At 58.9% G+C, this 25,163-nt stretch carries 27 protein-coding genes and 1 tRNA gene; 13 read left to right on the top strand and 15 right to left on the bottom strand.

All coding sequences use genetic code 11. The annotated features are described in order from the left end of the window. Positions 1-44: 44 nt before the first annotated feature. The gene (locus DBY20_09300) at positions 45-689 is read right to left on the bottom strand and encodes a hypothetical protein (protein PWL77542.1); all 645 of its coding nucleotides are present in this window, start codon (positions 687-689) and stop codon (positions 45-47) included. A 97-nt stretch (positions 690-786) separates the two neighbouring features. Next, positions 787-1,380, bottom strand: coding sequence for a hypothetical protein (locus tag DBY20_09305; GenBank protein PWL77543.1), 594 nt, complete (start codon positions 1,378-1,380; stop codon positions 787-789). 100 nt (positions 1,381-1,480) lie between these two features. Here DBY20_09305 and DBY20_09310 point away from each other — a divergent pair, with 100 nt between their 5' ends. Continuing rightward, the gene (locus DBY20_09310; GenBank protein ID PWL77544.1) at positions 1,481-2,719 is read left to right on the top strand and encodes a sodium:proton exchanger; all 1,239 of its coding nucleotides are present in this window, start codon (positions 1,481-1,483) and stop codon (positions 2,717-2,719) included. Next, positions 2,716-3,543, top strand: coding sequence for an ion transporter (locus DBY20_09315; protein PWL77545.1), 828 nt, complete (start codon positions 2,716-2,718; stop codon positions 3,541-3,543). The genes DBY20_09310 and DBY20_09315 overlap by 4 nt, the downstream gene beginning before the upstream one ends. Here the strand turns inward: DBY20_09315 and DBY20_09320 are convergent. Together DBY20_09320 and DBY20_09325 are read right to left on the bottom strand one after the other, a co-directional pair. Next, positions 3,540-3,863, bottom strand: coding sequence for a hypothetical protein (locus DBY20_09320; GenBank protein ID PWL77546.1), 324 nt, complete (start codon positions 3,861-3,863; stop codon positions 3,540-3,542). The genes DBY20_09315 and DBY20_09320 overlap by 4 nt on opposite strands. A gap of 51 nt (positions 3,864-3,914) precedes the next feature. Beyond that, on the bottom strand, positions 3,915-4,406 hold the full coding sequence (locus DBY20_09325; protein PWL77625.1) for a hypothetical protein: 492 nt from the start codon (positions 4,404-4,406) through the stop codon (positions 3,915-3,917). Positions 4,407-4,798: 392 nt separating this feature from the next. Between DBY20_09325 and DBY20_09330 the strand changes: the two genes are divergently transcribed. Genes DBY20_09330 through DBY20_09340 form a run of 3 tightly spaced genes read left to right on the top strand, consistent with a single transcriptional unit; the run spans position 4,799 to position 8,177 of the window. After that, a complete protein-coding gene (locus DBY20_09330; GenBank protein PWL77547.1) occupies positions 4,799-5,734 on the top strand; it encodes an ABC transporter ATP-binding protein in 936 nt (311 codons plus the stop codon). Between the two features lie 15 nt (positions 5,735-5,749). Continuing rightward, positions 5,750-6,955 carry an ABC transporter permease gene (locus DBY20_09335; GenBank protein PWL77548.1) on the top strand — a complete coding sequence of 402 codons (1,206 nt, stop codon included), beginning with the start codon at positions 5,750-5,752 and terminating at the stop codon, positions 6,953-6,955. Further along, positions 6,942-8,177, top strand: a complete 1,236-nt coding sequence (locus tag DBY20_09340) for an ABC transporter permease (protein PWL77549.1) — start codon at positions 6,942-6,944, stop codon at positions 8,175-8,177. The genes DBY20_09335 and DBY20_09340 overlap by 14 nt, the downstream gene beginning before the upstream one ends. 48 nt (positions 8,178-8,225) lie before the next feature. On the opposite strand, the gene DBY20_09345 is transcribed toward DBY20_09340, so the two are convergent. Next, complete coding sequence (locus DBY20_09345; GenBank protein PWL77550.1) at positions 8,226-8,690, bottom strand: flavodoxin; 465 nt, start codon at positions 8,688-8,690, stop codon at positions 8,226-8,228. Between the two features lie 126 nt (positions 8,691-8,816). Further along, positions 8,817-9,590, bottom strand: a complete 774-nt coding sequence (locus DBY20_09350; GenBank protein PWL77626.1) for a hypothetical protein — start codon at positions 9,588-9,590, stop codon at positions 8,817-8,819. A gap of 108 nt (positions 9,591-9,698) precedes the next feature. Between DBY20_09350 and DBY20_09355 the strand changes: the two genes are divergently transcribed. The 7 genes from DBY20_09355 (at position 9,699) to DBY20_09385 (ending at position 16,388) form a co-directional block, all read left to right on the top strand. Further along, complete coding sequence (locus DBY20_09355) at positions 9,699-10,310, top strand: hypothetical protein (GenBank protein PWL77551.1); 612 nt, start codon at positions 9,699-9,701, stop codon at positions 10,308-10,310. A gap of 86 nt (positions 10,311-10,396) precedes the next feature. After that, positions 10,397-11,455, top strand: coding sequence for an ABC transporter permease (locus tag DBY20_09360; protein ID PWL77552.1), 1,059 nt, complete (start codon positions 10,397-10,399; stop codon positions 11,453-11,455). Further along, positions 11,452-12,264: an ABC transporter gene (locus tag DBY20_09365; protein PWL77553.1), complete on the top strand. Its 813-nt coding sequence runs from the start codon at positions 11,452-11,454 to the stop codon at positions 12,262-12,264. Before DBY20_09360 ends, DBY20_09365 begins: the two co-directional genes overlap by 4 nt. Then, positions 12,251-13,366: an ABC transporter substrate-binding protein gene (locus tag DBY20_09370; GenBank protein PWL77554.1), complete on the top strand. Its 1,116-nt coding sequence runs from the start codon at positions 12,251-12,253 to the stop codon at positions 13,364-13,366. The genes DBY20_09365 and DBY20_09370 overlap by 14 nt, the downstream gene beginning before the upstream one ends. A gap of 116 nt (positions 13,367-13,482) precedes the next feature. Continuing rightward, on the top strand, positions 13,483-14,802 hold the full coding sequence (locus DBY20_09375) for a molybdopterin biosynthesis protein (protein ID PWL77627.1): 1,320 nt from the start codon (positions 13,483-13,485) through the stop codon (positions 14,800-14,802). Between the two features lie 140 nt (positions 14,803-14,942). Then, entirely contained in the window at positions 14,943-15,572 is a 630-nt protein-coding gene (locus DBY20_09380) for a transcriptional regulator (protein ID PWL77555.1), read from the top strand. Between the two features lie 540 nt (positions 15,573-16,112). Then, on the top strand, positions 16,113-16,388 hold the full coding sequence (locus tag DBY20_09385; protein ID PWL77628.1) for a toxin-antitoxin system toxin subunit: 276 nt from the start codon (positions 16,113-16,115) through the stop codon (positions 16,386-16,388). An 81-nt stretch (positions 16,389-16,469) separates the two neighbouring features. Here DBY20_09385 and DBY20_09390 read toward each other — a convergent pair whose 3' ends face one another. The 4 genes from DBY20_09390 to DBY20_09405 form a co-directional block, all read right to left on the bottom strand. Next, positions 16,470-16,844: a hypothetical protein gene (locus DBY20_09390; GenBank protein PWL77556.1), complete on the bottom strand. Its 375-nt coding sequence runs from the start codon at positions 16,842-16,844 to the stop codon at positions 16,470-16,472. After that, on the bottom strand, positions 16,841-17,209 hold the full coding sequence (locus tag DBY20_09395) for a hypothetical protein (protein PWL77557.1): 369 nt from the start codon (positions 17,207-17,209) through the stop codon (positions 16,841-16,843). Before DBY20_09395 ends, DBY20_09390 begins: the two co-directional genes overlap by 4 nt. A 67-nt stretch (positions 17,210-17,276) precedes the next feature. Beyond that, positions 17,277-17,353: transfer RNA gene (locus DBY20_09400), tRNA-Met, on the bottom strand. Between the two features lie 87 nt (positions 17,354-17,440). Further along, entirely contained in the window at positions 17,441-18,766 is a 1,326-nt protein-coding gene (locus DBY20_09405) for a hypothetical protein (protein ID PWL77558.1), read from the bottom strand. Between the two features lie 156 nt (positions 18,767-18,922). Between DBY20_09405 and DBY20_09410 the strand changes: the two genes are divergently transcribed. Beyond that, a complete protein-coding gene (locus DBY20_09410) occupies positions 18,923-19,333 on the top strand; it encodes a PaaI family thioesterase (GenBank protein ID PWL77559.1) in 411 nt (136 codons plus the stop codon). A gap of 93 nt (positions 19,334-19,426) precedes the next feature. Here the strand turns inward: DBY20_09410 and groL are convergent, their stop codons facing one another. From groL to DBY20_09435, 5 genes are all read right to left on the bottom strand, one after another. Continuing rightward, entirely contained in the window at positions 19,427-21,061 is a 1,635-nt protein-coding gene (gene groL / locus DBY20_09415; protein ID PWL77560.1) for a chaperonin GroEL, read from the bottom strand. A gap of 28 nt (positions 21,062-21,089) precedes the next feature. Beyond that, a complete protein-coding gene (locus tag DBY20_09420) occupies positions 21,090-21,374 on the bottom strand; it encodes a co-chaperone GroES (GenBank protein ID PWL77561.1) in 285 nt (94 codons plus the stop codon). A 227-nt stretch (positions 21,375-21,601) separates the two neighbouring features. Continuing rightward, a complete protein-coding gene (locus DBY20_09425) occupies positions 21,602-23,464 on the bottom strand; it encodes a hypothetical protein (GenBank protein PWL77562.1) in 1,863 nt (620 codons plus the stop codon). An 8-nt stretch (positions 23,465-23,472) separates the two neighbouring features. Further along, on the bottom strand, positions 23,473-24,384 hold the full coding sequence (locus tag DBY20_09430) for a hypothetical protein (protein ID PWL77563.1): 912 nt from the start codon (positions 24,382-24,384) through the stop codon (positions 23,473-23,475). A gap of 18 nt (positions 24,385-24,402) precedes the next feature. Further along, the gene (locus tag DBY20_09435) at positions 24,403-25,155 is read right to left on the bottom strand and encodes a hypothetical protein (protein PWL77564.1); all 753 of its coding nucleotides are present in this window, start codon (positions 25,153-25,155) and stop codon (positions 24,403-24,405) included. Positions 25,156-25,163 lie beyond the last annotated feature (8 nt).

Here is a 25,163-nt window from a genome sequence, read left to right on the forward strand (position 1 = left end):
ACACGGAAAAGACACATCGGACAGGGCATCTGTCTCGTTCGCCCCTATGCCCTGCTGGCCATGTCCTCCTCGATTTCGAGCTTCCACGAACCCGTGATGCCCGCATCCGAGCGGAGCTGACAGCAGGCAGTCGCCATCGATGCATAGACGGCCTGGGTGCCTATTTCGTCGGCATGATACGTGGCCGCACGGTCCGCGGAAATTCCGATGCGGGCTGCTTCGGCGGCGGCATCGATGTTCGCGCCCATGAAGACGAATTCCCAGCCCTTCTTGCGCTTCTTCTCGATGAGCTTCTTCACCTGCGGATACGTGAACTCGCGGCTTGCGTTTTCGTAGCCATCGGTCGTGATGACGAAGAGGACGTTCTTTGCTCGATGGTGCTTGGGCAGTGTTTTCTGCACCTTGCTCACGTGCTGAATGGCACCACCCACCGCGTCGAGCAGGGCCGTGCACCCGCGCACGTAGTACTCCTTGTCCGTGATGGGCGCGACGTCCTCAATACGCTTGCGGTCACAAATCACTTCGATGCGATCGTCAAAAAGGACCGTCGAGACAATGGCATCGCCCTCCTGCTCCTTGTTCTTGCGTAACACGGAATTGAATCCGCCAATGGTGTCTCTCTCCAGTCCGCCCATCGAGCCGCTACGGTCGAGGATGAACACGAGTTCGGTATAGTCCTTCATCTTCATGGCTGCCTCCTTCGTTGGCATTTGACGAAGAAGACTCTACGCCGCGGAACGAGCGCATAGGTAAACCACGAGGGGACATCGCGCGGGGCGAATGGGCTTATCCCAGAAGCTGCTGGTCGAACTCGTAAAGCACCATGTTCACCTGGTTGATGTCGTAGATGTTGTTCAGGAGGCAGTATTCGACGATGACATCAAATTTGGAGCTGTGGGACAGCGTGAAGCCGGCGCGGGAGAGCAGGGCAAGAGCGTCTTCGTAGGGAAGTCGCAACGCGAAAGCCAACGCGCAAGCCGTCTTCTTGGTGGGGCGATAATTGTCATCTCTGCGGATTTTCGCGAAAAGCTGGCGGCTCATGTTCGCACGTTTGTATACCGTGGCATCACGCAGGCCCCGTTCGTCTATGAGGCGCAGCACCGTTTGAGCAAACGACTCGTCAAGGCGGGAGAGGCGCTCGGCTAATCCTGGGGGCATTGCATTGCCAAGATCGCCAGGTGTGACGGCATCGAATGCACCAGTGATTTCGAGGGAACCCGTGAAGGTGTCGTCAGTCGTCTCAGCCGTGGCGCTGGCCATCGCTGCCTGCGGCATGCTCGCAAGTTGCGCTGTAGGGGATTGGTCGTCGACATACACATCGGCGATATAGCGCCTTATCTTGCCGAGCAACTCGGCTTTGCGTTTTCTGCGTCGGAACATGGCCCTCCTAAAATGAGACAACGTCTCTGAGCAACTGTCTCATTTTGCCATATGTGGCGCTGCTATAATCACCCTCGATCGTACCGTCGAGCCATAGGGGGTGCTCACCTTGGAAGCAGACCTTGTATCGCTGTTCTGCATAGTCGTGGTCGCGCTTCTCGCCCCGATTCTCTCGGCTCTCGTCCCCAATCGGATGGTCCCTGAAACCGTCCTTCTTCTCATTGCGGGCATGCTAATCGGCCCCCACGTGTTTGCCATTGCGCAGCCTGATGCAGCGATCACGCTTGTCTCCGACCTCGGTCTCGGCTTCCTGTTCCTCCTCGCGGGCTATGAGATAAACCCGCAGGAACTGACGGGCAAGCAAGGTCGTCATGGATTGTTTACCTGGCTTGTCACTTTGGCTATCGCGATGGTGATCTGCATCGCCACTCCCGATTTCCAATCAAACCAAATCGGATGGCTTGCCGCCGCCATTGCCCTTACCACCACGGCGTTTGGCACGCTCGTGCCCATCCTACACGAGCGTGGCCTCGTGGGTACACGCATTGGCAAATCCATCTTCGCATACGGAACCTGGGGCGAGATTGGCCCGATCATCGTCATCGCCCTCATCCTGTCAACGCGCAAGACCTGGGTGACCTTGGCGATTCTTGCCGCATTTGCGTTGATCGCTGTCGCTGCCGCGTTGATTCCCAAACGCATCTGGGAAAACGGCATGCACCTCCCCGGATTCTTCGAGAGAAATCGGGATACGAACGCCCAGATCACCGTTCGTTCCGTCATGGTGCTGCTCGTCGGCCTCCTCATGGTGTCGGCCCTGTTCGATCTTGACATCGTGCTCGGTGCCTTCGCCGCGGGTTTCGTGCTGCGCTTTCTGCTTCCCGGTGGCGACCGGGGACTCGAGCATAAGCTCAATGGCATCGGCTACGGATTCTTCATTCCCCTGTTCTTCGTCGTGAGCGGCATGGCCATTAATCCCATGGCCGTGGCCGAGTACCCCCTCCTGCTCGTGCTGTTCATCGTCGCGCTGCTGGCCGTGCGCGCGCTGCCCATATACGTCGCCCTGCGCATTTCACCCGAAACGCGCGACATGGACGGCCATAGTCGTGCGACGGTTGCGTTCTACTGCACGACGGCCCTTCCCCTCATCGTCGCCATCACGAACATCGCGACCAATGCGGGTGCAATGTCCGCGGATATTGCCTCGCTTCTCGTCGCCGCAGGAGGCCTTACCGTCTTCCTCATGCCACTGCTTGCCTCGTTTGCGCTCAAGCACATCAAGGGCCCAGCGCCCGATGAGCAGGGAGAAGATGCCCCACCTCGAAAGGACGGTATATGAGCGACACGTCTAGCAGGCAGGAGGAACACCGCCTCAAGCAATGGCTCTTCCTCGCACTCGAGTACCCAGCCAAAGCCTCGACGGGCGGTAAGGTGGCCTGTGGCGTCATCTACGCCTGCATCGTCGCAAACGCCATCCTGGTATGCGTCCCCGATGACCAGATTCCCGAAGCGGCCGAGGACATCATCTTCGCGTTCAGCATGGTTTCGACCCTCATCTTCGCCTGCGAATACGTGGCCCGAATCTGGATAGCCGACAAGGTGTACTCCAGGATGACGCCGTCCAAAGCCCGCGCACGCTACGTGGTCTCGCCGATGGGCCTGGTCGACCTGCTCTCGTTTCTTCCCTCATGCATCATGCTCTTCGCTCCGATGACGCCCGCAGTGCGCGACGCCATCAGCATCATCCGTTTAATTCGCCTAATCAAAATCTCGCGCTACATGCGTGGCCTACACACCATTGGCGTCGTCATCAGGAACCGTCGCCAGGAAATCGTCGCATCCATTATGGTCCTGGGACTACTCACAATCGCAGCCAGCGTGCTCATGTACGAGGCGGAGCACGCCGCTCAGCCCGAAGCCTTCGACAGCATCTTGACCGGCATATACTGGGCCATGACGACGATCACGACCACCGGCTACGGAGACCTCGTTCCCATTACCGCCCTGGGGAGGGTCATCGGCTTTGTCGTCATGGTTCTCTCGATCGCCATCGTCGCCATACCGGCAGGCATCTTCTCGGCGGGCTTCGTCGAGGAGTTTCGCGCGCAGCGAAACGGACGCGCGCCCGTCACGACCGATGCCGACCAAGATGACGAAGGCTAGTAGCCCTTCTCGTAAAGCTCCAAGAGGGTACGGCAGGCCTTAAGACGACCGGAGAAGACCTTCTCGTAATGGTGGTCGTCGTACCAATCGAAGGTGTAGCACACTTCTTCCCCCGCAACCCGGTCCTCGAGCTCGGAAAGCTCGGCCTTGAGCCTCTCGTGCACGGCACCTGGCTCGACGCCGCGCATGAGTTCGTCGCGCACATCCTCCATGTACTCAAGCTCGGCACCATCCCACGCGTCGAAGTCCGATGGCCCCTGGGCATCCCACTTCGCCCGTTTTTCGTCGATTCTCTTCTCGACCGCCTCGAGAAACCCCATTGCCGCTCCTGTCAAAATCGAAACGGGACAAATGACCTGCCCTTTATCCCATTAGCCCTTGTAGTACATGATGGCAATTTGCGTGCGGTTGCTCAGCTCGAGCTTGCCGAGAATCGAACTGATGTGGTTGCGCACCGTGCCCTCGGACAAGAAGAGGCTCGCCGCGATATCGCGATTGTCCATGCCCTCGGCAACGAGCTTGGCCACGGCATATTCGCGCTCCGTGAGACTACCGAACGGCCCCATTGCCTCCAATCGCGCATCCCGCGCAGCCGCTTCGGTACCGACGGCTTCCTTGCCCGTCAGCCGCGCATCATGATCGGCAAGCAACTTGAGGTTACGCTCGCGCAAATCGTCGAAGGCGAACTGCATGCCCGCGTATCCCGCACGCACGCGCGCATCCTTTACGCCGAGTAACACGGCGGCAGCACAAACAAGCAGGCTTGCCGCACACCCGACAGACGACACCAATCCAAGACAGAACGCGGCCACGAGCGGCGCGACCCAAATGACGCGCAAAAGCCACCTGCGCTCATGCAGCATGATGTACGCGCAAACCGGCAGAAAGAAAAACGCAGGAGAAAGAACGAGCGCGCAAACGAGGAAAGTGACCTGAGCCACATTGCGATAAGGAGTCGTGGCAATGCTGCATATACTCACGAGCGCAACGGAAAGCAGGAGCCCGACAATGACAAGATTCGCATCGGCAACGAGAAGCGATATGGCCACGCAGGCGGCCATTAGGATGATTTCGTCGACGTATTCTTCCATGAGGGCAATTATACCGCTCCCCTCGTCATGCCACCCCACACAGCTCCCGTACATGCCCCTGAGCGGGACATTTGCAAACCTATGACAAATGTCATGTTTACTCCGCACGCCGCAAAAGATTAAATGAAGGCATTCGGACCCCTCGGACATGTCGGGAGAAGAACATGCAAGACATCGTTTCAGTAGTCGATCTGGTCAAGCGCTATGGCAGCATGATCGCTCTCGACCACTTCACCATGAAAATCAAGCGCGGCGAGATATTCGGGCTGCTCGGTCCAAACGGCAGCGGCAAGACCACCGCCATCAACTGCATACTCCAGTTGCTTACCTACGACCGCGGGGAGATCTGTCTGTTCGGACAACCCATGACGCAGTCGAGCTACGACCTGAAGCGAAAAATCGGCATCGTCCCGCAAAACGTCGCCGTATTCGAGGAACTCAGCGTGCGCGAGAACATCGACTACTTCTGTGGGCTATACGTGAGTGACAGCGCAACGCGCAAGAAGCTCGTGCGCGAGGCCATCGAATTCGTCGGTCTCGAGGACTACGAGAAATCCCATCCCAAGAAGCTCTCCGGCGGTCTGCTCAGGCGCCTAAACATCGCCTGCGGCATCGCCCACAAGCCCGAGCTCGTCTTCTTCGACGAGCCCACGGTCGCGGTCGACCCGCAGAGCCGTGCGTCGATTCTCGATGGCATCAAGCAGATGAACGCAAATGGCTCGACCATCGTCTACACGAGTCACTACATGGAGGAAGTCGAGAAAATCTGCACGCGCATCATGATCATGGACAAGGGTCGTACGCTCGCGTGCGGCACCAACGAGGAGCTCAAGCAAATCGTCGCCGCGGGCGAGAAGATCGTCATCGAGGCCGAGGTGCCCGAAGGCGCGCTGGTGCGCATCCAGTCCCTCCCCCACGTGCTGGGCGCTCAATACGATGCCAGCCAGCTCTCCATCACCTGCGAGAATGGCGAGCATAATGTCGCAGACGTGCTCGACGAGCTCGCGAAGGCCCATGTGCGCGCCGGGCGCATCTGGGCCGAGCCGCCGACGCTCAACGACGTGTTCCTGGAAATCACCGGCCGCGAGCTTCGCGACTAGCGCAGGCGATGCCCTATGTGGAACACGTTCAAATACACGATTCTCGAGCTGGTGCGCATGCCCGGCGTGCTCGTCTGGGCGCTGGCCTTCCCCCTCATCTTGTCGACCGTCTTCATGATGATGTTCGGACCTCTCGACGACCAAGCCGAAATCGACCCCATACCCCTCGTCGTGGTCAACCCCGCCGATGACGTCGACGGCCAATCGTTCCAGGCCTTTCTCGATGCCCTGAGCGATGACGAGGACGGGGAGCCCCTCTTCGCCATCACCTATGCCCCGAACGCCGAGGAGGCCCTGGCCCTTGTCGAGGAGAACATGACGGGAGAAAGCCCTTGCGTCGGCTACGTGCAGCTCTCGGAGGGCACCCCAGATGTCCACGTGACGAGCGTCAGCGACTTGACCGGCATGGAGCAACTGAAAACCTCCGTCCTCATCATGGCGATGGATAACTACGTCGCCAATGCCGCGATGATTCGCGACCTGATGAGCGGTAATCCCAGTCTGCTTGCCCAGCCAGACATGGCGGAAACCCTCGCTTCCATGACCGAGCCCATCGAGGCGACGGTCCGGACGACGGTCACGGCAAACCAGCCGAAAGAATCCGTGCGTTTCTACTTCGCATTGCTCGGCATGGCCGCGCTCTTCGGCGGCACCCTTGGGATGATCGCGTTTCAGCGCCTCAAGCCCAATACTTCGTCCCTTGGCGCGCGCAGGGCACTCGGCGCGACGAGTCACGGGCGCACCGTGACTGCAACCGTGGGCGCGAGCTGGACCATCACCTTTGCCTGCCTGTGCGTCACGTATCTCTACATGCGATACGTCGCCGGAGTCGACTTTGGAGGACGCGATGGCGCCTGCCTACTCACGACGGCGATTGCGGCGCTCACGGCCACGGCGTTGGGGTGCGCCATCTCCGCCATTCCCAAGGTTCCCGAAAGCGGCAAGAGCGGCATCCTCACCGGTATCGTCTGCTTCGCATCGCTTTTCGCCGGTCTCTACGGTGAGCCCACGATGGAACTCGCCGACATGATCTCGGCCAACTTGCCCGCTCTCGACTACGTCAACCCCGCCGTCCAGATATCCCAGGCATTCTATAGCATCATGTACTACGACTCGCTCGCGCCCATGGCAGGTCACCTGGTTATCCTGCTCGTCATGGCACTCGTCCTGTTCGCGCTGTCGGCGCAATCTTTGAGGAGGCAGCGCTATGCAAGTCTTTAAGTGCGCCATGCGCATCATACGCGGCAACATCATCTTTCCCATCATCTACATCATCGGGCTCAGCTTCATGGGCATTTTCATGGCGGCATCGTTCGATTTCGACATGAACGAGAACGGTTTGGAACGATATAGCTGCAACTTCTCCGTCATTGACCGCGATGGCAACGAATTGTCCGATGCCATCGCAAGCCAGCTCGCGCAACACGGAACGCAGGTCGTCGTTGAAGACGCGCCGCTGGCCATCCAGGATGCCGTAGCCAAGGGCGCCACCGACTATTTGCTCATCATTCCCGAAGGCTACGAGGCAAACTTCGCCGAGGCATCGCATGCCGGTGAAGACATCCCCGCCATGGAGACGGTGTTCAGCTACTATTCCATGGAAGGCGAGCTCGTTGACCAAAGCGTCAACGGATTTCTGGGCATGGTGCGCTCACTTGCCATGGCCAGCCCCGAAATGCCCATGGCAGACGTCATCGATCATGCTGCGGACTACTCGTCCGAACAGGCCCAGGTTGCGGTAATCGAGCAATCGACCGCCATCTCGAAATCCGACCGCTTCGTCTTCTACCTGCAGTGGAGTACCTACACGCTCTTTGCCGGCATCACCGTGTGCGTGGGACTTCTCGTGACCACGCTCGGCCGCGTCGACGTGCGTCGTCGCAACCTCTCGTCTCCGCTGAGCTTCGCCTCCTACAACCTGCAATTGGGCGCGGCCTGCATGGCCGTCACCTTGCTTGCATGGGTATGGACGTTCTGCCTGGGCCTCGTCGCGTTTCCCGACGCGGCTGCCCAGATTGAGCCCGGCGGCCTCGCGCTGTGTGCCCTGAGCATGCTCGCCTATTGCGTGGTGCCCCTTGCGCTTGGCTTCCTGCTTGGACAGGTCGGGGCAAACGGCATCGTCTGCAATGCGACGGGTAACATCGTCGGCATGGTGATCTCGTTCTTCGGAGGTGCGTGGATTTCCCTTGATCTCATGACGCCCGAAATCGTGACGCTGGCGCACCTGTTGCCGGGATACTGGTACTCGTCAGCATGCTCGGCTGCCGCACATGCCCCTGCCATCATGGACTCCGCCACCTTGGGGCTCGTCCTCGGTCACGTCGGCGTGCTGCTGCTCTTCGCTCTGGCGTTGCTATGCGTTTCGCTCGTCGCCGGACGCAAGCGTCTGCAGACGTCGGAGGCTGGCGGAAACCGCGCTGCCGAAGCTTCCGCCTTCGTGTGATCGAGGAAACGCTCGCGCCTTCGCCTTACGCGTGCGCGTCTGGCGTCTCTATCCAAGCAGTGACGCGAGCTTGTCTGCTGAATAATCGTTGAGCATAAAGCCCTGCTCGACGATTGCCTGCGGGCAGACTCCCTGCATGTGCTGGGCGGTCTTCCCCAGGCCGCTTCCTCCGGACGTAGCGAAGGGGACGATGGCCTTGCCCGCCATGTCATAGGATTCCAGGAACGTGTCGATGATGCGCGGCTCCACGTACCACCAGATGGGAAAGCCCACGTAGATGGTTTCGTATGCATCCATGTCATCGACTTGCCCGACGATACCGGGACGCGAACCCTCATCGTCCATCTCCCTGCTTGACCGGCTCTGCCGGTCATTCCAGTTCAAGTCCGCCGAGGAGTAGGGAACCTCCGGAACGATCTCGAAGGTGTCCGCACCTAGATAATCAGCCAGCGCCAGGGCAGCCCGTTTGGTCGTGCCCGTCGCGCTGAAATATGCCACGAGAATGCTTTCCATTGTCGTTTCCTTTCACTGGGAGAAGAGCGTGCGCTCCACCGCCAAACGGAAACCTTATAGCACCTCAAGTCAACTCCAAGTCAAGGGTCAAATCATCCCCAAGCCATCACAGACGAGAAAACGCATCTACTTCGTGATCGCCACCATTTGCAGGGCAGTTCCAAACGGCATACCGCCGCCTGATTTCACGGCATGCCTGGCCAGGTCGGGATCCATGACGATGCTGCCAGCCATCATGTCGGCGCCTGCATCGAGCAGGGGCTGCCCCATGACAACCGAAGGACCGACCATCGTCACGAAGGCCTCCTTTGCGAGTTCAAGCAGACGAGGGGCGGTCTTGTTCTCCAGCGTCACTCCGGTGATGAAGGCGAAATCTGCTTGAGGCAGCACATATTCGCAAGCAGGGTCTGGCATATCGATGTCATCGCGGCAATTGCGTTCCAAAACTGTCAGCTCGGCATATTCCGCAATTCTATCCACATGCGGAAAATGACCAATCACCACCACGCGAGCATCTGCCTGGGCTTCGATACGTGGACGCATCATCTCGAAGGCGTCCTTCTTGCGTATGGACCCATCAGGCAGCTCGACAGGCTCATCGTGCATAGCTCCGAGTTCGTCAACGCACGTCCTTTGGGCATACCATGCGTTAAGCGCCGCGATTCCAAGCGTGGCCTCCTCGAAACGCCAGGACTTGGAAAGGCCGGCAAGCTCTCTGAGCGGCAGGCCACGAAAATTCCGCGAATTCCTCGATCTTCTCGCACCACCGCGGCAGGTGTAGGAGACGCCCAAACCGCTCTCCGCCTCCACGTAGCTCCATTTTGCCCCCAAGCAGTAATCGGTGACGAGCACATCTCCAGGTACTCCTGCAATCAATTCGTCGTACAGGGTCCAAGGCATAACGGGCACCTCCATGCACATGATTGTCTTCTGGCTTTCTTGCTTAGACTATATTAATAAAACTATAATATCCTATAAAGGATAATATTTCGACAATAGAGGTCATCAGTGCTATTCATTCTTACCGGCAACGTTCAAATCGGGAAGAGCCGATGGCTCGAGCGCCTCGCGGATGACCTTTCCCGCCTTGGCATCGCGTGCTATGGCGTAATCGCCCCGGGCATCTGGGTCGAATCGAGCACGAATGCCGCCAACGACCAGGGCTACGAAAAGCTCGGAATAAGCAACCTTCTCCTGCCCGACAACGTCACGGTCCCCTTCGCCCAGCGTGCGGATATCGCGCGCGCAAACGGCATGTATGCCGACTTGAGCCAGGCTGGCAGAGCCGGCTTGGGTTGGCATATAGACGATGCCGCCATCGCACGCGTGAACGAGCACCTTCTCTCGATCAAGAAACGAGCGGAAGGCGACAGGAGGCGCAAGCTCCTGGTCATCGACGAGCTGGGACGCCTCGAGCTCGACCATGAGTCGGGCCTTATCGAGGCAATGAGATTGCTGCGCAATGGACCTTGCGTGGGTATGAAAGACGCGCTCGTGGTGGTTCGAGAGACCTTTGCCAAACGCGCTGAATCCCTTTTTGCCGAAACATGGGGCGGCGTCCTACGCATTGCGCCCACCCGGCAAGACGCGGAATTGGTCAAACGTCAGCTAGCGGAATAGAACCATCCAGAGAATAGTTCTTCGATTAATTTATTCTTTATGATATATAATCCTTCATCGTAATTATTGTTTTCTAAGGATAGTTAATGAGGGACATCACATCTGAGAACACGCGCGTTCTTGCCGTGGGCAAGTCGCAATCGAACAGACGAGCAGATGCCATCATCGTCGGTCTCGGCATCGCCGTCATCGTGATAGTCGCCATATCCCTCATGTTGGGCCGTTACCCCATCGACCCCCTCGAAGCCGTGGGTATGCTCGCAAGCTCCGTCTTCCCCGTTGACCAAACATGGACGGAGCAACAGGCGACGCTCTTCTTCAACGTGCGCCTTCCCCGCATCCTTCTCGCCCTCATGGTGGGATGCTGCCTGTCCGTGGCAGGCGCGGCATACCAGGGGACGTTCCAGAACCCGCTCGTCTCCCCCGACATCCTGGGCGCGAGCCAGGGAGCCGCGTTCGGCGCGGCCGTCGCCATCCTCGCTGGCTTCACCGCGGGTATGGTCTCGGTATCAGCCTTCGCCTTCGCCTTGCTCACGGTTCTCCTCGTGCTGCTCATAAGCGCACGCGCAAAGGGAAACCACATGATGGTGGTCGTACTCGCTGGCGTGATGGTGAGTTCCCTGTTCCAGGCGGGCGTATCATACGCGAAGCTCATCGCGGACCCGACCGACGAGCTGGCTGACATCACGTACTGGCTCATGGGCAGCTTGACTGGTGCGAAGATGACGCAGGTCACGATGATATTTCCCATACTCCTCGTGGGTTGTATCGTGCTCTTTGCCCTGCGCTGGCGCATAAACATCCTCACCATGGGTGACGACGAGGCGTCTACCATGGGAGTCAACGCCCGGCTCATCCGCATAATCGTCATCATCGCGGCGACGTTCGTCACTGCCGCCTGCGTGTGCGTGACGGGCATGATCGGCTGGATCGGTCTTGTCATTCCGCACTTGTGTCGCATGCTGATAGGTGCGGATTACCGCAAGCTCATCCCCGCCTCGATGCTCATGGGTGCCGGATTCCTCCTCGTCGTAGACGGCATCGCCCGACTTGCCACGACGGCGGAAATCCCCATAGGAATCCTCACGGCTTTCGTCGGCGCCCCCTTCTTCCTCTATCTCATCACGAGAAAGAAGAAGCTATGAGCATCTTGGTCGAAAACCTGGATTTCTCCTACGACAACCACCAGATTCTCCACGGTCTTTCCTTCGAGATTCCCGATGGCATGCTCGTAAACGTGCTGGGACCCAACGGCGTGGGAAAGTCCACGCTCTTTCGATGCATCCTGGGCCTCAACCAGAACTATTCCGGCACCGTCATGGTCAACGGCAAGGACATCAAGTCACTCTCGATACGGGAGCGAGCGCGTGAAATATCCTACATTCCGCAAACGCACGCGCCTGTCTACGACTATGAGGTGGTCGACGCCGTGCTCATGGCCACGGGTAGCGACCTGAAGATGCTCAGCAATCCTGGCCCCGAGCAGCAGAAACGGGCCTACGACGCGCTCGACCGCATAGGAATCGCCGATTTCGCCCACCGTATGTACACGCAGATATCGGGCGGAGAGCAACAACTCGTTCTCATAGCGAGAGCGCTTGCCCAAAACGCCCGTACGATCGTCATGGACGAACCCACGAGTGCCCTAGACTACGGCAACACCGTGCGCGTGCTCTCCTGCGTACGCCAGCTCGCCCAAGAAGGGCTCTCCATCATACAGTCCACGCATAACCCCGACCACGCGTTTCTATATTCCGACAGGACGCTCGTCTTGAAGGACGGCCGCATCGATGCGTACGGCCCTCCCCACGACGTGATTACCTCCGAGCTCATTAGCGGCCTCTACAGCGTCGATGTCGAGGTCAACTCTCTCTATGGCGATAGGGTGCGCATCTGCGTGCCTCGAAGCGAAGTGGAGACACAACAGGAAAGGATGAACCATGAGACACGGTAAGGGAAAGGCGCTGAAAAGAATCGGAGGCGTAGCACTCGCCCTCGCATGCACCATCGCATTGAGCCTGGGGGCTATCGGCCTCGTCGGCTGCTCGGGCAGTGGAGGCTCGGGGGGCTCGTCTGAGGAAACGTGGACGTTTACCGACTCGCTTGGCCGTCAAGTCGAGCTGCCAAAGAACCTGGAAAGAATCTGTCCGTCGGGACATACGGCCCAACAGGTGCTGCTCACGATGGCTCCTGACAAGATGGTCGGCCTCTCCCAGCCGCTCAACGATGACCAACTCAAGATCTTCGGCGAGAAGTTCAAGGACTACCCGGTCTTCGGTGCCGTGCTCGGTGCAAAGGACGACTTCAACCGCGAGGCAGTCGCCGCAGCCAAACCGCAGGTCATCATCGATACGGGCGAGGTGAAGAAGGACACGAAAGAGAGCCTCGATGCCCTGCAGGAGCAACTCGGCATACCAGTCGTGTTCGTCGAGGCCTATCTGGAGGACTATGGCTCGGCATACAAAACCCTCGGCGAGTTGCTCGACATGGAGGAGCGTGGCAACCAGCTCTCCGAGTATTGCAATCGCGTGTACTCCAAGGTCGAGGACACGATGAAGACGATTCCCGAATCCCAGCGCGTCAACATGGCCTACCTGCTTGGCGAAAACGGACTGAACGCGATTGCGAAGACATCCGTCCAAGCACAGGTCATCGACATGGTCGCCAACAACGTGGTCGTCGTTGACGACGCATCCGGCAAGGGAAGCGGCAACGAGATCAGCCTCGAGCAAATCGCGGTCTGGAACCCGGACCTCATCATCTTCCAGAAGGGAAGCATCTACAACACCGCGGGTGATGATCCGGCGTGGCAGGGCATCTCCGCCATCGCGAACGACAACTACTACGAGGTGCCGAACAATCCCTGGTGCTGGATGAACAATCCCCCGACCGTAAACCAGCTCATGGGCATGCAGTGGCTTCCCAGGCTGCTCTATCCCGATGCCTTCGATGACAGCATCGAGGATGTCACGAAGGGCTACTACAAGACGATGTACAACTATGAGCTCACGGATGCGGAACTGAGCGAGTTGCTCACGGGCGCGCTTCCCAAATAGGGCGCAACCGCGATTTACGATGCTGCCCCCGACGCAATACAATGGGCGCCGGGGGCATGGGCCAAGCCGCGGAACATGATTGCACCGCGAACATGACGTCGATTTTGGAGAAGATGATGAGAGACCACTCGCTGCATGTCGAACTATCCCGCCAGGAAGCGGTTGCGGAAATGACCGATGCGCTCTCCGCGTCATTTGGCAAAATCCGGCCCGAACGAGTCGCCCTCGAGGACGCATATGGCCGCGTCCTGTCACGAGACATCACCTGCAAGAGCGACGTTCCCTCGGCACTCACGTGCGCGCTCGACTCGATAGCCGTCAAATGGGACGACTTTGCCGACCTCGAGCCGGGTGCCGTTCCCGATACCAGCTCGTGGGTTCGAGGCGTCGACTGGGAGTTCGCGAACACAGGCGTCGCCATGCCAGAGGGATTTGACACGGCAATCGTGATCGAGCACGTCGAGGTATCCGACGACGAGGAGCGCGTCACTATACTCGCGGCGCCCTCCGAAAGGTTCGCGGGTACGCGAGCAGCGGGGTCGAAGATGAAGGCGAGCGATATCGCCGTTGCCGCCCCTTGCATCATTACCCCAGATGTGGCCGCGCGCATCGCCAGCGCCGGACATTCCTCGGTCGAGGTGATGGCAAGGCCGCGCGTTGCCTTCATCCCGACGGGCAACGAGCTCGTCTCTCCGAACGTCCCGTTCTCGAAGCGCGCGCCGGACAGATTCGCGGGCGCGGGACGGGTCTACGAATCGAACAGCATCGTCGTAAAGGGTAAAGTCGAGCAATGGGGCGGCGTCTACGTGCCCTTTGATATCGTTCCCGATGACCGGGATGCAATCCAGACCGCCGTCGAGCGGGCGTGTGCCGTTGCCGACATCGTCGTGCTCAACGCCGGCTCATCGAAAGGCTCAGATGACTGGTCCGTGGAGGTGCTCGAAGAGATGGGGCGCATCATCTGCCATCAGACCAACCACGGACCAGGACATCACAGCTCGTATGCCATCGTGGACGATACGCCCATCGTGGGTATTTCCGGGCCGAGCGCGGGGGCGTCCTTCACCCTGAATTTCTACTTGCTACCGATCATGCGGAAGTTCCAGGGATTAGATCCAAATCCCACGCTCGTCCCCGCACGACTTAGCGCCGAGTTTCCCAAGGGCAAGATGCACAAGCGGGCGGAAGAGGACGGCCGTCCGCTGCCAGGCGAAGAGCGTCCGGCAGAGGCGACACGGCCGGGTGAGGAGTTCTTCTCGATCAAGTTCCTCGAGCTTGCCCCCGACGCCGACGGGTGCCTGGTGGCAACCCCGCTACCCGGCCGTCCCGGGTCGCCCCAGACATACGGCGCAAATGCGCTCTACATGCTACCAGCTGGCGCATCAGCCACGATGCCCTCCCCCGGCGACATCATCATGGTCGAGCCGCTCGTGTGACGCGCCGCCATGCGCTTCGCATAATCGAAAGAAACGTGCACGGCAGTCGCTCGGCGTCTCTATCCAAGCAACGATGCGAGCTTGCGCTATCATGACAAGGCAGCATACATTCGACCCGGTCATCTAAGAGAGGCGAATCCATGGCATTCGACTACAAGAAAGAATGCAAGGAGCTCTACCAGCCCAAGAAGACACCTTCGATCATCGACGTACCGCCTGCCAACTACGTCGCCGTGCGCGGTACGGGCAATCCCAACGTCGAGGGCGGTGCATACCAGCATGCCATGCAACTGCTCTACGGCATTTCCTTCACCATCAAGATGTCCCCCAAATCGGGATGGGACATCGACGGCTACTTCCCCTACGTCGTGCCGCCGCTCGAGGGCTTCTGGAAGCAGGCCGGCACCGACGGGGCGTTCGATCTGTCGCGCAAGGACGAGTTCGAATGGACGAGTTGCATCCGCCTTCCCGAATTCGTGACGCCGGACGTCTTCGAGCAGGCAAAGAACATCGCGACGGAGAAGAAGGGCGAGGATTATTCGCCTGCCGAATTTCTGACGATAGACGAGGGACTTTGCGTCCAGTGCATGCACATCGGCCCCTACGACGACGAGCCGGTGACTATCGAGGCCATGCACCGCTTTGCCGAGGAACAGGGCCGAACCATCGATTTGACGGACACACGCCTGCACCACGAGATCTACCTCTCCGACCCCCGCCGCTGCGCACCCGAAAAGCTTAGGACCGTCATTCGCATCCCTGTGTCGTAAACCGGAGCGCTTTGAGATATGAAAAGTTAAATAATTTCAATACTTTTTCTCAAAAATATTCCGTAAGTGGTATTATATTATCGGTGCGAGTACAGGAGCGCCGCGGCGGTCATTGGAGGGGATGACAATCCGGCTTACAGACGGTCAAGGCACCCAGTGCAACTGGCATCAAATGTATGCACGATGATTTGGAAGGGTGATTATCATGGCAGAAGAAAAGGGCAAGAGCGTGGAGTTCGAGAGCTTCGAGAGCGACGCTGACGAGACCATCTCCGTCGACGAGGCCAAGGAGCAGGAGAAGAAGGCCGAGGAGCTCCGCGACTAATAGGACGCAAGCCGGTAATCACCGGTGCCCAAACTCAAGAAGGCGGGCTGTCGAGGAATCCCCTCTACAGCCCGCCTTCTCTTTAGTAGTCACAGTGGCCTGAACCTACGACCTTCGGATTATGAGCCCGGAGGTCGTAAACTTTGTATAATGACCATACACCCACCCGCGCTTCGCGAAGGAGGATTGCCGGCATGACCGCAAAAGTCTATTCGATTGATGAAATCCGTCTCATGATCGAGCCCCTTCTGCTGAAGTACAACATGGCCTCGGCGAGCCTGTTCGGATCCTATGCTCGCGGAAACGCCGACGAGTCATCTGACATCGACGTGTTACTCGTCGGAAATGAGGGTTTCAAGGCCCTCGGCATATTCGGTCTTGCCGAGGAACTACATCGCATATCTGGCAAACAAGTTGACGTATACGAGCTTTCGGAGCTAGACTCCGGCTCCTTCCGCGATACCGTACTCAGAGAAGCGGTCGCCTTATGAGAGATGATGAATTTCGGCTGCAGCGTATCAGCGAAATCGGTGACCAGCTCTCATTATTCGCCCTTCGATAAAAGGATAGCCCTATCCCTCGGCAAGGGCAGCGTAGTTCACGTCGAACATCCACTGATTGAACCAACGCATCACGCTCGTGCTGTCGTTCCTGAAGGTATTGTCCCCAAAGACGTAGTCGTAGAGCTCCCACTCAGCCAATTTGAGGGTATCTTTCTCTCCCTTTGTGGTGCAGGGCGAGAGGTACGTCATGGCGCAAAACTCATCGAGTACGTCCCACTGCGACAAGAGCTTGTCGCTGCCTTCCTGGAAGTACTTGACGAGCCGGTAAGCCTCGCCGTATACGTCCTGCATCTGCTGTTTGAAGGAGCGCTGCGCCCAAAGCTCGAGTTCATCTTCTCGCCCATGATATTCGGAAGCTTGGGACATGAACTCATCTAGCGTCATAGCACGACCCACGCTTTCAGCACGTTGTCAACCTTTTGAATCAGATCTTGATCGGCAATAACACGTGGTGTCTCGCCCCATGATCCAATTTCCATATTTGGCTTTACGTTCAGCGTCGATTCGTATTCGATATGGGAATCATCGAAGAAGATGTTCCCACCTAGGAGTTCGTCCTCTGGACCCATCTCTTCCGCGCAATTTCTATGAACCTGCATACCAACGCTTACTTTATTTGTTTTCAGGTTCACGACGAATTTGACATAGTCATCAAAATGACGAGGGCTGAGCTGCTTCAGCCAATCCATATTAACATTGTCAGTCAGAATAATGCCCAGCTTGCCGGCTTCGGTGCTCACGTTGTTCATGGGGGGCCTCCATGCAACCGCTGAGATAAAAAGAGCTCCCAATACTATATTGAGAGCTCGTTGTTCTTGGTCGCGGGGGCTGGATTTGAACCAACGACCTCCGGGTTATGAGCCCGGCGAGCTACCAGACTGCTCCACCCCGCAATATGTCGAGCAGTGCGCTTCAAGCGCGTTTGGCTATATTACGCGCGGACATATGAAAATGCAAGAACTTTTTCGACTCGTTCCCGCCTAGTCCTCTTCGTCCTCGGACTCGGTTACGGTGACGACGCACCTGATCTTGTCGATACGATGGCGATCCATGCTCAGCACGGTGAACTTGACGTGCTTGTCGTAGTGATCCATCTCCGCGACATCACCTTCGTCGGGAATGCCATCGGTAAGCGCCATGAACAGACCGCCCACGGTCTCGACCTCGTCGGCCTGCTCGGGCCTGAACCCGATGATCTCCTCGAGGTCGTCGATGGCAAGCGCGCCGTCAATCTCGAAGTTGCCGTCGGAAAGCTCGACGACTTCCCCTTCTTCGTCATCGTGATAGTACTCGTCATCGACACGGCCCACGATCTGCTCGACCACATCGGACATGGTCACGATGCCAGCCGTGCCGCCGTGCTCGTCGATTACCTGGCAGATGCCCGTGCGGTTTTCCCTCAGCGTGTCGAGCAGACGCGCGATGGGCAACGTCTCGGGCACGGCGGGAAGCTCGCGGATGTTCCAGTCCTCAAGGGGCAGACCCCGCTCCTGATCGAAGAGGTCCTTTACGTGCACGAAGCCGATGACGTTGTCCTTCGAGCCACTACACACGGGATACCGCGTGTACTTATGCTCGTGAATGAGGGCAAGGTTCTCTTTGAGCGTATCCTCGGTATCGAGGCAAATCATGTCCATGCGCGGAGTCATGATGGCCTCGGCGTCCTTATCTCCCAAATCGAAGATGTTATCAACGTACTCGTTTTGCTCGGGGTCAATGAGTCCGCTTTCCGTCGACTCGTCGATGAGCAGCTTGATCTCCTCGTCGGTGTAAACCTCGTGCTCCTTTGCCGGATCATGTCCGGTCGCGCGCACGACGAGGTTGGTGATGCCGTTGAACAGCCACATGAACGGATAGGTGATCTTGTAGAAGAGCGCGAGAGGGCCTGCAGTCGCCAACGCGTACTTCTCGGTCGAGAAAATCGCGAAGGACTTGGGAATGAGCTCACCTACCACGACATGCAACGTCGTCACGATAAAAAAGCCGACGCCGACGCAGATGGGATAGATGGTGCTCTCGGGCAATCCGGCTGCAAGAAGCGGCATCTCGAGAACGGCAGACACGGCAGGCTCTCCCAGCCAGCCTATGGCAAGCGATGCGAGCGTGATACCGAGCTGGCAGGCCGAAAGGTACGCGTTTATGTTCTCGGCGATTTTCTTGGCAGCGCGTGCACCGGGCTTCTTCTCTTCGACGGCAAGCTCGATCTGAGATTTGCGGACACGTACCAGAGCGAATTCTGCGATGACGAAGAAGGCGTTCATCAAGAGGAAAAAGATGACGAGCAAAATGCTAATCACGGTAAACATTTTTGTTGCGCGGCTCCTTAACTACGACCATGCGCCCCTATTCTAGCGAATAATGCGTTTTCGGGCATCTCGGACGCGTCAATCCCGAACCCATGTACCAAGACGTTATCTATTGGTCTACACTGATGGCACTGTCTGCGAGGAAGAGGAGCAGCCATGGACTTCGACAACATCGAAGACATTCGCGCATACTTTGCCGATGACGAGTTCGCACGCAAGTGTCTGGGAGCAACCATTGACGACTACGACTTCGAGACTGGCGTCGCGACCGTGAGCATGGAAATCGATGACCGCCATCACAATGCCCAGGGCTTCGTGATGGGTGGGGTCTTTTTCTCGCTCGCGGATTACGCGCTCGCCGTCGCGAGCAACGTCAACCAATCACCGTCGGCCTCGACCAATTCCAGCATCGCCCACATGCGTCGCGTCAAGGGCAACAAGCTCAAGGCCGTAGCCCACCCCGACAAGCTCGGCCGTAACCTCGCCTTCTTCACGATCGACCTCTTCGACGAACCCGGCAATCTCGTCGCCCGCATGAGCGCAACCGTGATGCGCACAAATCACTAGCGCACCCAGCACTTACATAGCGCCCAAAGCAGCCGAAGCAACGAAAAGGGCCCGCATGAAGCGGGCCCCTCGAGTCGCCTATGGGCGCATGATTTACATCATGCCACCGGCGCCCTGCATGGCAGCGGCCATCTCGGCCATGTCTGGGCCGTCCTTGGGGACGTCGGACACGGTGGCAGCCGTAATGAGCAGCATGGTTGCCACGGAAGTGGCGTTCTGCAGCGCAGAGCGAACGACCTTGACCGGGTCAATGACACCCATGTCGATCATCTTGCCGTACTCGCCGGTCGCGGCATTCAAGCCGTAGCCGGTCTTGGAGTTCTTGATCTTGTCGATGACGACGGAGCCCTCGAAGCCCGAGTTCTCGGCGATGGCACGCATCGGAGCCTCGCATGCCTTGCTCACGATGTTGATGCCGACCTGCTCGTCGGTGTCCTCGGCCTTGAGGTCATCGAGGACGGTCATGGCGTCGATGAGCGCGGCGCCGCCGCCAGCGACGATACCCTCCTCGACAGCCGCATGCGTTGCCTGCAGCGCGTCGTCGATGCGGGACTTGGTCTCCTTGAGCTCGGCCTCGGTCGCAGCGCCGACCTTGATGACGGCAACGCCACCGGAAAGCTTGGCCTTGCGCTCCTGGAGCTTCTCGCGATCGAAATCGGAGCTTGTCTCCTCGATTTGCGCGTTGATGGTGTTGATGCGCTCCTCGATGTCGGCCTTCTTGCCCGCACCATCGACGATGGTCGTGGTGTCCTTGGTCACCTTGACGCTCTTGGCGGTACCGAGCATGTCGAGCGTGACGTCGGAAAGCGCGACACCGAGCTCCTCCATGATGGGCTGGCCACCGGTGACGATGGCGATGTCCTCGAGCATGCGCTTGCGACGGTCGCCAAAGCCGGGAGCCTTGACGGCGACAACATTGAGCGTGCCGCGAATCTTGTTGAGGACGAGCGTTGCCAGAGCCTCGCTCTCCACGTCCTCGGCGATGATGAGGAGCGGCTTGCCGGACTGCATGATGCCCTCGAGCAGCGGCAGGATGTCCTGGATGGCGGAAATCTTCTGGTCAGTGATGAGGATGTAGGGGTTGGAGAGCTCGGCCTTCATGGTCTCGGTGTTGTTGACCATGTAGGGGCTCAGATAGCCCTTGTCGAACTCCATGCCCTCGACGATGTCGATATCGATGCCAAAGGTGTTGGAATCCTCGACGGTGATGACGCCATCCTTGCCGACCTTCTCCATGGCATCGGCGATCTTCTCGCCGATCTGCGGATCACCCGCGGAGATGGCGCCGACGTTCTTGATCTCGTCGAAGGTCTTGACTTCCTTGGCGTCCTTCTTGATCTTCTCGACCAGCGCATCGACAGCCTTGTTCATGCCCGTGCGGATGGCGATCGGGTTGGCACCGGCGGTCACGTTCTTGAGACCATCGCGAATCATGACGTCGGCGAGCAGCGTGGCGGTGGTAGTGCCATCGCCGGCGACGTCGTTGGTCTTGACGGCAGCCTCGCGGATGAGCTGGGCACCCATGTTTTCGACCTTGTCCTCGAGCTCGATCTCCTTGGCGACGGTCACGCCGTCGTTGGTGATGAGCGGGGCGCCGAAGCTGCGCTCGCAGGCAACGTAGCGGCCCTTGGGGCCAAGCGTGACCTTGACAGCGTCGGCAAGTTTAGATGCACCGGCGGCAAGCGCGCTGCGCGCATCGGAATCAAAGCTAATGTTCTTAGCAGCCATTGGTAATCATTCCTTTCACATGTGATAGTTAGTCGACAACTGCGTACAGGTCTTCGGCGCGAAGAATGACGTACTCTTCGCCATCAACGGTGATGTCCTGTCCGCCATACTTGCCGTAGATAACGGTATCACCCGGCTTGACGGGAACGGGAACGAGGCTGCCATGATGGTACTTGCCCTCGCCCACGGCGATGACCTTGCCACGCTGCGGCTTTTCCTTGGAATTGCTCGTGAGAATCAGACCGGATGCGGTGGTTTCCTCCGCCTCGTCCTGCTTGATGATGACTCGATCGCCCAACGGCTTCAAATTCATCTTTGTGCCTCCTAGAACTACGGGGTGATAACAAAATAACGTTCCTCATAGTACGCGCGCACCGTGCGGATTCATACCCTTGTTAACATTCCGTAAGAAATAATCTACTAATATGACACTTAGATTTCCTTGTTACCCTTTTATATACCCGATATCGCCCTGACCTGCGAAACGACGGGGCTGCTGACGGGAATGAGATGGTGTGGCCCCCCCCCATCTCATTCCCGTCATTTGGTGCGCAGGGGCATGTGGGCTTGGGGGTCGGCATCGAGCCCGGTGCGCTTGCCCGCCTCGAAGAGATCGAGGCCCACCGACGCGATCATCGAAGCGTTGTCGGCACAATCCGAGAGCTCGGGCATGACAACGCGAATGCCGCGCTTGCCGAGCTCGTTTTTGAGGGCCTCGCGCAAGTCAGGGTTCGCTGCCACACCACCGCCAATGCACAGGATGTCAACGTCCGCTTGCTTGCACGCATCGAGCGACTTGGCCACAAGCACATCGACGATGGCGGCGGTGAAGCTCGCCGCAAGGTTGGGGATGTCGATATCCATTCCCGCCTTGCGCTGCTCGTTGATATAGGTGATGACGGCCGTCTTGAGGCCCGAGAGCGAGAACTGCAGGTTCCCGCTATGCATCATCGCGCGTGGGAAGTTGATAGCCTTGGCGTCACCATCCTGGGCGAGCTTGCTCAGAATGGGGCCACCGGGATACCCCAACTCGAGCGCCTTGGCGACCTTATCGAACGCCTCCCCCACGGCATCGTCGAGCGTACTTCCGAGTACCGCGTAGTCGCCCCAATCCTTCACGTGCACGAGCATGGTGTGGCCTCCGCTCACAAGCAGCGCAACGAAAGGCGGCTCAAGCGCGGGATCGACGTAGCGATTCGCATACAGATGCCCCTCGAGATGGTTCACGCCAATGAAGGGCAGGCCCGTCGCAAAGCATAGGCCCTTGGCAAAGGCAACGCCCACGACGAGCGCCCCAACCAAGCCCGGCCCGATCGTACACGCGACGGCCGAAAGATCGGAGAAATTCAGCCCCGCCTGCTCCATCGTGTACATGACCGTGGGAACGATGGCCTCGGTGTGCTTACGCGAGGCGATCTCGGGGACGACGCCGCCAAAGCGCTTGTGAAAGTCGATTTGGCTTGCGATGCAATCCGCGAGGATGGCCCGTTTGCCATCAATGACGGCTGCGGCCGTCTCATCGCAGGAGCTCTCGATTGCGAGAATGAAGGGCGCCTCGTGGCCTGCAGCACGCTCATGCGCGTGACTGGTCCTCGGTTGCGAGATGCGCATCTCGCGGTCATCACGTTCGATCTCGTGCTGCAGACGTGCACGCCTCTCCGCATCGCGCGGGTCGGTCATCTGGGCCAAACGCAGCTGCTCGTTTTCCTCGGCATCCGAAAGACGCGTGTACACGGGCACGAGTGCTGCGGCATCCCCCGAACCGACAGTACCAGTCGCAAACGCCTGTGCAAAGGCGCTGATGAGGCCCTGGCCGTCGGGCAGCCACAGCCCTTGCGGCGCAAGTTCGAACGGAGCGCCCTCGAAAAGTTGCGCGTATTTGAGCAGCCCGTCGCCCGTGAGCATGAGGGAGCTTTCCTCCGAAGCCCATTGCTGCGCGACCTGCGCCGGTTTGGCGACGGTATCAGGCTCCAGACGCGTCACGCCCGCATCATCGAGGGCGTAGCGCACGGGATACACTTCCTTGCGCATGGCATCGGCCACGACACCCAACCTGCCACGTACGCCGGCCCACCACGCGCGCCAGGCAACGGCGTCGAGCGTGGAAGCACCGTAAAGCGGCGCGGCCAGACCGCAGGCAAGTCCCTTCGCGGTCGCCACGCCGATGCGCACGCCCGTAAACGAGCCAGGACCCCGACCCACGACGATGGCGTCGATGTCGCTCACCTCGAGCCCTGCATCGGCAAGCAGCCGCGCAGCCTGCGTGAGCAGCACCTGGTTTGCCTGGCGCGGCGCATCGACCTGACACGAGGCAACCATCGTAGCCGATGCGTCCGCCTCGCCGAAGTCCGCCAACGCCAGCACCATCTGAGTGCTCGCGGTATCGAGTGCCAAGACCCGCATGCCCTCTCCTACTCGCTCAAATCGGCCCGAATGACAGTCTCGCTCGTCAGGATATCGCCCTTGACGATCCTGCTGCCGTCATCGCTCGTGCCCAAAAGCTCAACCTGATGCTGCTCGACCGTGCCGTTCGCGCGCACGATGTCCACATACGCCACATCGTCAATCTCGCGCACGGCGGTTGCGGGCACATAGAACACCTGGCCGTAGTCCTCGATGCGCATCTGCGCCACGATGGGGTCACCCACCTTGAGCGCCCCCGAATTGTCGAACATGATGGATGCATCGTAGAGCGCCTGGCCGCTACTCGTCAAAGATGCCGACGAGGGATTCTTCGAGAAGCCCGTGAGCATGCCCTGATAACGCACGCCGGGCGTCACCGTCGAGGTAATGCTCACGTATTGGCCGGCTTCGAGCAATACGGAGACGTATTCCGGAGTCTGCACAACGCCAATAAGCACGTTCATATCCGCAATCTGCAGGGCAGGCCCCTGTTGTGCAAGCTGATCGCTTGTCATGCCAACGGCGACCTTGAGGTTTGTCACGGTTCCTGCGACGCTGGCGGTGATAACCTGTGGCTCATCCTGTCCGTCGCGCATCTCGAACAGCACCGTCCCCTGTTTCACGTACTGGCCGTCCCGTACATGCACGACGGTAACACTGCCCTTTGCCTTCGTGTCCACATCCGTCACGCGAATCGGCATGACACTACCGTTGCATTCGATGGTGTTGGAATACGTCCCTGGCACAAGACGTGTCGTCGTGTATGCGCCTGTCGTCTTAATCAGACCGCTGGCATGGGCCCCCATCATGAAGAGGCCACCGCCAAACACGAGCGCGGCCACCACGATGAGCGCACTCGCTGCCGTGCGCAGCTTCATTTCCTGCCGAGCGTCTGCATTTCTCTTGCTCTCAAACAGCATGGCAAAGCCTTACGCACGCTACTCGAGCGGTACGTCAACCGTATAGGTCGCACCACCTGTGTAGTCGACCGCCGTGAACGAAAAGTCACGACGCAGCATGGGAGCGGTCGTGCTCGATGACGATGAGGAGCTTGCGCTCTCCGAGCTTCCATCGGCGTTGAGGGGCGCGGCCTGCTCCTTCGACGGCGTCTGCTGGTTAGTGAAGAGAAGCGAGTTGCGCCAAGCGGAGCATCCGCCCATGAAAATGTTGAGGGCGAGGTTGATGATGAGAATGAGCATGACCCATCTGAAACAGCCGTTTGCCGTGTTGCGCGCCTGCTCGCGCTGCTGACGCTGCTGTTCCTCGCGAGCTTCGCGATAGGCGTCTGACTGGCTCGCCTGCTGCCACTGGCGAAACATCTCCTCGAAGGGATCGTAGTATTGCCCGCCGCCCTGCTGCTGATCGCCGCCCGTGAAGGGCCCGTAATACCAGCCGCCTTGCTGCTGACCACCCTGGCCGCTTTGTCCTCCTCCATAGCCGCCGAAGGGGTTGCCACTCGGACCTTGCCCGCCATAGGGATTACCAGTGTTGACACGCGGGCCGTAGGGTGTGCCATTCATGATGGAATCGTACGCAGCGTTCACCTCGGCCATTTTCTTGGCTGCCTGCTCGTCGCCGGGATTGAGATCCGGGTGGTATTTTTTGGCAAGCTTGCGATATGCCTTGGTCACCTCTTCCTTGGAGGCGCCGGAAGGCACACCGAGCACTGAATATGGATCTCTCTGCTGCATGGCTGGCT

It is taken from the genome of Coriobacteriia bacterium, from assembly GCA_003149935.1.
Lineage (GTDB): Bacteria > Actinomycetota > Coriobacteriia > Coriobacteriales > QAMH01 > QAMH01.

Bases quoted from the DNA above. Each gene is read 5' to 3' on its own strand.
- DBY20_09370 (PWL77554.1), top strand. From the start codon at position 12,251: ATGAGACACGGTAAGGGAAAGGCGCTGAAAAGAATCGGAGGCGTAGCA.
- DBY20_09405 (PWL77558.1), bottom strand. From the start codon at position 18,766: ATGTTTACCGTGATTAGCATTTTGCTCGTCATCTTTTTCCTCTTGATG.
- DBY20_09390 (PWL77556.1), bottom strand. From the start codon at position 16,844: ATGACGCTAGATGAGTTCATGTCCCAAGCTTCCGAATATCATGGGCGA.
- DBY20_09420 (PWL77561.1), bottom strand. From the start codon at position 21,374: ATGAATTTGAAGCCGTTGGGCGATCGAGTCATCATCAAGCAGGACGAG.
- DBY20_09345 (PWL77550.1), bottom strand. From the start codon at position 8,690: ATGGAAAGCATTCTCGTGGCATATTTCAGCGCGACGGGCACGACCAAA.
- groL (PWL77560.1), bottom strand. From the start codon at position 21,061: ATGGCTGCTAAGAACATTAGCTTTGATTCCGATGCGCGCAGCGCGCTT.
- DBY20_09325 (PWL77625.1), bottom strand. From the start codon at position 4,406: ATGCTGCATGAGCGCAGGTGGCTTTTGCGCGTCATTTGGGTCGCGCCG.
- DBY20_09350 (PWL77626.1), bottom strand. From the start codon at position 9,590: ATGCCTTGGACCCTGTACGACGAATTGATTGCAGGAGTACCTGGAGAT.
- DBY20_09360 (PWL77552.1), top strand. From the start codon at position 10,397: ATGAGGGACATCACATCTGAGAACACGCGCGTTCTTGCCGTGGGCAAG.
- DBY20_09375 (PWL77627.1), top strand. From the start codon at position 13,483: ATGAGAGACCACTCGCTGCATGTCGAACTATCCCGCCAGGAAGCGGTT.
- DBY20_09305 (PWL77543.1), bottom strand. From the start codon at position 1,380: ATGTTCCGACGCAGAAAACGCAAAGCCGAGTTGCTCGGCAAGATAAGG.
- DBY20_09395 (PWL77557.1), bottom strand. From the start codon at position 17,209: ATGAACAACGTGAGCACCGAAGCCGGCAAGCTGGGCATTATTCTGACT.
- DBY20_09430 (PWL77563.1), bottom strand. From the start codon at position 24,384: ATGCTGTTTGAGAGCAAGAGAAATGCAGACGCTCGGCAGGAAATGAAG.
- DBY20_09330 (PWL77547.1), top strand. From the start codon at position 4,799: ATGCAAGACATCGTTTCAGTAGTCGATCTGGTCAAGCGCTATGGCAGC.
- DBY20_09315 (PWL77545.1), top strand. From the start codon at position 2,716: ATGAGCGACACGTCTAGCAGGCAGGAGGAACACCGCCTCAAGCAATGG.
- DBY20_09335 (PWL77548.1), top strand. From the start codon at position 5,750: ATGTGGAACACGTTCAAATACACGATTCTCGAGCTGGTGCGCATGCCC.
- DBY20_09300 (PWL77542.1), bottom strand. From the start codon at position 689: ATGAAGATGAAGGACTATACCGAACTCGTGTTCATCCTCGACCGTAGC.
- DBY20_09340 (PWL77549.1), top strand. From the start codon at position 6,942: ATGCAAGTCTTTAAGTGCGCCATGCGCATCATACGCGGCAACATCATC.
- DBY20_09410 (PWL77559.1), top strand. From the start codon at position 18,923: ATGGACTTCGACAACATCGAAGACATTCGCGCATACTTTGCCGATGAC.
- DBY20_09320 (PWL77546.1), bottom strand. From the start codon at position 3,863: ATGGGGTTTCTCGAGGCGGTCGAGAAGAGAATCGACGAAAAACGGGCG.
- DBY20_09365 (PWL77553.1), top strand. From the start codon at position 11,452: ATGAGCATCTTGGTCGAAAACCTGGATTTCTCCTACGACAACCACCAG.
- DBY20_09425 (PWL77562.1), bottom strand. From the start codon at position 23,464: ATGCGGGTCTTGGCACTCGATACCGCGAGCACTCAGATGGTGCTGGCG.
- DBY20_09435 (PWL77564.1), bottom strand. From the start codon at position 25,155: ATGCAGCAGAGAGATCCATATTCAGTGCTCGGTGTGCCTTCCGGCGCC.
- DBY20_09380 (PWL77555.1), top strand. From the start codon at position 14,943: ATGGCATTCGACTACAAGAAAGAATGCAAGGAGCTCTACCAGCCCAAG.